The organism is Vibrio sp. B181a, assembly GCF_030248375.1.
Taxonomy (GTDB): domain Bacteria; phylum Pseudomonadota; class Gammaproteobacteria; order Enterobacterales; family Vibrionaceae; genus Vibrio; species Vibrio campbellii.
This window is the reverse complement of record NZ_JAHGAD010000128.1, coordinates 1-4942: the sequence shown is the minus strand read 5'-3', so window position 1 is coordinate 4942 and position 4942 is coordinate 1. Positions and strand designations below refer to the sequence as shown.

The window sequence follows — 4942 nt, the reverse complement described above, 5'->3', positions numbered from 1 at the left end:
ACAGACCCATCCATCACCACGCTCAGTCGCACCGAGATAGCGCAAGTGCTCGCGGCGGCGCACTACGCCACCGCCAATCCCGCGCTCACACCATTGGTGATAGCCCTGACGCTGGCTTGTCAGGATAAAAATCAACGACCAGAAGCGGCGTTGATGGCACTGATAGCAAGCGCAAAACATTCAGAGGAGCGTGTCAATGAGCATCAACAGTGACAACCCGTTTGCTCAGCGCTGCCTGCCTGAGCGGCCGTTTGAGACGCCCAAGCTGACAGAAAAAGCCAAAGCCGCGCATCAAGTTCGCCGCCGCATTGAGCAGCTCGAAGAGCGCTACGCTTGGGAGCAAGAGTGGCAGACGCCACTCGATGAGACCACGCTGCAATGAGTGGTTACGTTGAAGGTCTGCTGCGCCCTGCCGATGAACTGCAAAGTGCGGGCATGTTTGCGCTGGCAGGCGTCGCCATCGCGCTCTTTCCCGAGGTGTTTTTACTGCCACCGGTGTTGGTGCCAGGCACCGTCGTCTGCCTCTTTGTTTGCGCCTGTTGGCGCTATCGCCAAGGCATGGCGGTACTGGCTTATCGCAAAGGCCTGCTGCAAATGCCCTACTGGGCAATGAACTCTGACGACATGCCGGTGTATCAAAACAAACTCTTTTTAGGGAAAGGCTTTTTGGTGCTGCCGCGCCACGCGCAGCGCTTGTACGATTCGCGCCAAATCAGCGCTGAGCGCTACGTGACGCCCTCTAAGCTGTATGGCTTTGCACGCAAGATGGAAGCCAAGTACGAAGGCACTTGGATTGAGCGATTTTGGTCGGGCAAAAAGGTCATCACCAAAGCCGGGCGGTGTTGGGGGTGTTTCAATACACTCTTGGCCTCACTTAATCCTGTGAAACCTCTGCCACCAGTGGGCGGCGACTCACGCATGCATGGTGTGGGCCTGGGGGAAGAAGTCGATTGTCTGCTGCCAAGCTCAGCCAGAGCGGGGCACACCTTGGTGCTTGGCACCACCGGGGTCGGTAAGACCCGCCTTGCCGAACTGCTGGTCACCCAAGACATTCGCCGCGGCGATGTGGTGCTGGTGTTTGACCCTAAGGGTGATGCCGACATGCTGCTTCGCATGTACATTGAGTGCCTGCGAGCGGGCAGGTTGGATGAGTTTTACGTGCTGCATTTGGGCTACCCAGACCAAAGCGGTCGTTACTCTCCGGTGGGCCGTTTTGGCCGCATCACCGAAGTTGCCACCCGCGTTTCAGGTCAGCTCGATGGCGGCGGCAACAGCGCCGCGTTTAAGCAGTTCGCCTGGCGCTTTGTCAACATCATCGCCAGAGCGCTCGATGCGCTGGGCAAAAAGCCCGACATGGCCGCCATTCAGCGCTACGTGACCGCCATTGATGAGCTTTACGCCGATTACTGCGTGAAAAAACTGCCAAACTATCACCCCAAGGCGCCGGAGCTGGTCACCGCACTGGAAAGTAACGTCACCGACAAAAACACCCCGCGTCACTTGCAAGGGCGCAGCAAGCGCGTGGTAGCGCTAGAGGCGTACTTTGGCGCGCATCCGGTGGCCGACGATGTCCTCGCCGGGCTTCGCAGCGCCATTCAGTACGACAAAACCTACTTTGATAGAATTGTCGCCTCCTTGCTGCCACTGCTGGAAAAGCTTGGCACCGGCAAAACGGCAGAAATCATCTCGCCGCAGCACACCCCCGCCGATGAACGTCCCATCATTGATTGGCGTGAGGTCATCATGCAAGGGGGCGTAGTGTACGTCGGCCTTGATGCGCTGTCGGACACCACGGTCGCGGCCGCGTTTGGCAACTCAATGTTCGCCGATTTGTGCTCACTGGCGGGCGAGATTTATAAGTTTGGTAACGCGCCAGGCTTTGCCAAAGTCAAACCGCGCAACATCATGATACACGCCGATGAATTTAATGAGCTCATCGGCGATGAGTTTATCCCTATCTTAAACAAAGCGCGCGGGGCAAAGTTTGTGGTCACCGCGTATACTCAAACTGAGTCCGACATCGAAGCGCGCCTTGGCTCGCCATCCAAAGCGGCGCAAACCAGGGGCAACTTTAACAGCCTGATTTGTCTTCGCGTGCGTGAGCAAAAGACCGCGCAAATTCTCACCTCGCGCATGGCCACCGTGACCATTAAAGACATCGTACCCGATACCGGTGCGACCGACTCGCCCGGCAGTGACACCGGGTTTCGCTCTAGCAATAAAGACACACTGCAAAACAAAGAGGTGCTGCTGGTCAATGACAACGACATCACCAATCTGCCCATCGGCCAAGCCTACGCTGAACTTGAAGGCGCAAAAATCTGGAAGCTGCGCTTTCCTTTGCCTGGCAGTGAAGGGGATATCGAGATGCCCGAGGACATTCAAGCACTCGTCGATGGCATGCTAGAGAAAAATCAATCGGTCAAAAGCCGTGAGCAGTGGCTGCATGACAGTGAGCAGTTTAATACCTGGATACACAATGCCTATCTTGACTTGGAGGAAACCCCATCCGATGAAGCAGGTTTCGGTGAAAATGAAGCAAGCTTAGATAAAGAACGCAATGAAAAAGCATGGCATGACGCAGAATTTGAGAGGTAAGCAAACCATGAAGCAAGATACCCCCCGTACCACCTTTTCCCAATACCTTGGTTGGCCGCAAAGCGGTCACATGCCAATAGACAATACACTGACGCAGGCGATTAACCCGATTGTTGTGCCTGGCGGCGCGTTGAGACTGGAGGCCGCTTGGCAGACAAAATTTCAAACCCGCCAGTAGAGCGCAAGCGGCCGACGCCTTGGTATGGTTTACCGTTTGTGGCGCTGGGGCATCTTTTTTGGATTTGGATGATCTTAATTGTCCTTGAGTGGTTCGCGCCTTTGTGGGGGCAAAGCACCGGGCAGCACGCCAAACACATTTTTGTCACCCAAATGCTGACCCTGCAAAGTGAGCAGCCGTCGCTTTCGGCCAGCGTGCTGGCGATTATTCACGCGTTCAGTCTGCACGCCCAGGCGCTGCTGAGCATCGAGTTCGATGGCGCGCTTTCGTTTGTCACGACCTACTGGCATGGGGTGGTGTACGTCACCTTAGCGCTTTTGGCGCGCATGGCCATGCTGGCTCTAAGCTGGCCGCTGTTTATCCTCGCCTGTTTTTTAGGCGCATTTGATGGGCTGATTGCTCGGCAAAGGCGCACCGCGTTTGTTGGCAGGGAGACCGAGACCGCCCATTACTATGCGCGCAAAGCCCTGCCGGTGATCACCGCCTTGACGGGGTACGTTTGGTTATTGCTGCCAGGCCTATGGCCGCTGTCGCCAATCTGGTTGCTGCTTCCTGGCGCGATCATGATCGGATTGTTAGTGCGCACCAGTATCGCCAGTTACAAGAAGTATTTGTGATCCTACAAAGGGAGGCTTCATTGGAGTCGGCAAAAGAGCACTAAAAATGAAAACCGAAGAGGATATCATACTTAATCAAAATAATCTCAATTAGAAAAATTATTTTTTCACCTATTCTAATTGAGATTTTCCTATTGCCTTTTTGCTAGCGTGTTGACCACGACCTTAACTAGGAGTCAACACCGTGAAATGGCCTCTCTTACTGTGTCTGAGCCTGCTCAGTCCTTATGCCTCTGCCGACGTCGAGAGCGAGCAACGTGAGCTTGCCCTTGTGATGACAGAGCTCGACACCCTCGACTACCTCATTACTCGCGCCGAGCGCGAAGCCGACTATCGCACGCCGCGCCAGTTTGATTATCAGGCGCTGCGCCTTGACATTCGCACTCTGCAGGCGGGCATTCACGCCTACCTGCATCCAGAGCGCGCTACCCCAAAACCCATCACCCCACTGGGCGGGGATTACATCGCGGAGCCAACCCATGAATGATCCCCTTGTCGCCTTTGAACATGGCGCGGGCTTTGACGCCCAGTTTCTGGCTCTTGTGCTCGCCGGCATCGCCAGCGCGTTTTTGATGGCGTGGATGCTGTGGGTGTTTTGGAGCGGCTATCGCGGCATGAAAAACAAAAAAGTCACTAAGGAAGTCTTTCGCCGCTTGGTGTTTCGCGCGGTGTTCATTTTCTTAGTTCTTCAATGGTTTCTTTATTACGGAGTCTCATCATGATGCTGACAAAACGGACGGTTCTTTTTCTTGGTCTTTGGCTACACAGCCTGCGTGCGCTGGCCGACATCCCGACTAACAACGAGCCCACCCAAGGCAGCAGCGACAATATTTTGGAGCTGCTTTACTACTACGCCTACGACATTTTGCTTTATGGCGGCGGCATTTTTATCGCGTTCTGCTTTGTCTATTTTCTTGGGCACATGTGGGATTTGTACAGCAAGACCAAAGAAAAACAGGCCACCAAAAAGGATTTGCTCAGCGATGGCGTGATTGGCGCGGTGCTGTTGCTGGTCTCCATTTGGGGGCTGAACTATGGCCTTGATATTTTGGAGGGGGTGTAATGCGCGCCGCCAGTAGCCTGAACGTGATGCCGCCGTTTTACAAAGGCTTATCCCTTGGCGAGATGGGCTTGTTGGTACTGGTGTGCATGAGCCTCACCGGTCTTGTCGGACTCGCTTTTTATGTTCAGTTTGGTTTGGCGCTGATACCGCTGACGGCCCTGCTGATTGGAGCGCTTGGCGCGTTTGCGCTGCCCAAAGGCATCATGCGAAAGCTCAGTCGCATCAAAACCCACCACTGCCAGCATTACGCCAGTAAGCAGTTTGACCGCTGGTTGGCCAAGTCGCGCTATCACACGAAGTCGCGCCGCTTTGCCAGTCGCCGCGTTGGATAAGGAGAGAAGATGAACACACCCAAACCGAGCCGTTTTCGCTCCGCCCTTGCTGGTCGTGATGCTCACATTCGCTCACTGCGCGCCGCGCTGGCGATTTTAGCCTTGATGGCCTTAGTGTGCGCGTGGGGCTGGCACCAAGCGGGGCAAGACATCA

At 55.1% G+C, this 4942-nt stretch carries 8 protein-coding genes; all 8 read left to right on the top strand.

The annotated features are described in order from the left end of the window. The first annotated feature begins 196 nt into the window (after window positions 1-196). Entirely contained in the window at window positions 197-382 is a 186-nt protein-coding gene (locus KIO97_RS26460) for a hypothetical protein (RefSeq protein ID WP_086370845.1), read from the top strand. Then, a complete protein-coding gene (gene traD, locus KIO97_RS26455; RefSeq protein WP_285384392.1) occupies window positions 379-2598 on the top strand; it encodes a type IV conjugative transfer system coupling protein TraD in 2220 nt (739 codons plus the stop codon). The genes KIO97_RS26460 and traD overlap by 4 nt, the downstream gene beginning before the upstream one ends. A 147-nt stretch (window positions 2599-2745) precedes the next feature. Beyond that, a complete protein-coding gene (locus KIO97_RS26450) occupies window positions 2746-3393 on the top strand; it encodes a DUF4400 domain-containing protein (protein WP_285384391.1) in 648 nt (215 codons plus the stop codon). Between the two features lie 184 nt (window positions 3394-3577). Beyond that, a complete protein-coding gene (locus tag KIO97_RS26445; RefSeq protein ID WP_285384390.1) occupies window positions 3578-3880 on the top strand; it encodes an RAQPRD family integrative conjugative element protein in 303 nt (100 codons plus the stop codon). Further along, complete coding sequence (locus tag KIO97_RS26440; protein ID WP_086370841.1) at window positions 3873-4115, top strand: TIGR03758 family integrating conjugative element protein; 243 nt, start codon at window positions 3873-3875, stop codon at window positions 4113-4115. Before KIO97_RS26445 ends, KIO97_RS26440 begins: the two co-directional genes overlap by 8 nt. Then, a complete protein-coding gene (locus KIO97_RS26435) occupies window positions 4112-4456 on the top strand; it encodes a TIGR03745 family integrating conjugative element membrane protein (RefSeq protein ID WP_105069598.1) in 345 nt (114 codons plus the stop codon). The genes KIO97_RS26440 and KIO97_RS26435 overlap by 4 nt, the downstream gene beginning before the upstream one ends. Continuing rightward, complete coding sequence (locus tag KIO97_RS26430) at window positions 4456-4788, top strand: hypothetical protein (protein WP_285384389.1); 333 nt, start codon at window positions 4456-4458, stop codon at window positions 4786-4788. The genes KIO97_RS26435 and KIO97_RS26430 overlap by 1 nt, the downstream gene beginning before the upstream one ends. A gap of 9 nt (window positions 4789-4797) precedes the next feature. Continuing rightward, window positions 4798-4942 (top strand): DUF2895 family protein (locus KIO97_RS27095; RefSeq protein WP_373417339.1); only part of this gene is annotated, 145 nt, incomplete at its 3' end.

What these genes read in the sequence shown, in the direction of transcription:
- traD (WP_285384392.1), top strand. Translation starts at nt 379, where the DNA reads ATGAGTGGTTACGTTGAAGGTCTGCTGCGCCCTGCCGATGAACTGCAA.
- KIO97_RS26440 (WP_086370841.1), top strand. Translation starts at nt 3,873, where the DNA reads ATGAATGATCCCCTTGTCGCCTTTGAACATGGCGCGGGCTTTGACGCC.
- KIO97_RS26430 (WP_285384389.1), top strand. Translation starts at nt 4,456, where the DNA reads ATGCGCGCCGCCAGTAGCCTGAACGTGATGCCGCCGTTTTACAAAGGC.
- KIO97_RS26435 (WP_105069598.1), top strand. Translation starts at nt 4,112, where the DNA reads ATGATGCTGACAAAACGGACGGTTCTTTTTCTTGGTCTTTGGCTACAC.
- KIO97_RS26460 (WP_086370845.1), top strand. Translation starts at nt 197, where the DNA reads ATGAGCATCAACAGTGACAACCCGTTTGCTCAGCGCTGCCTGCCTGAG.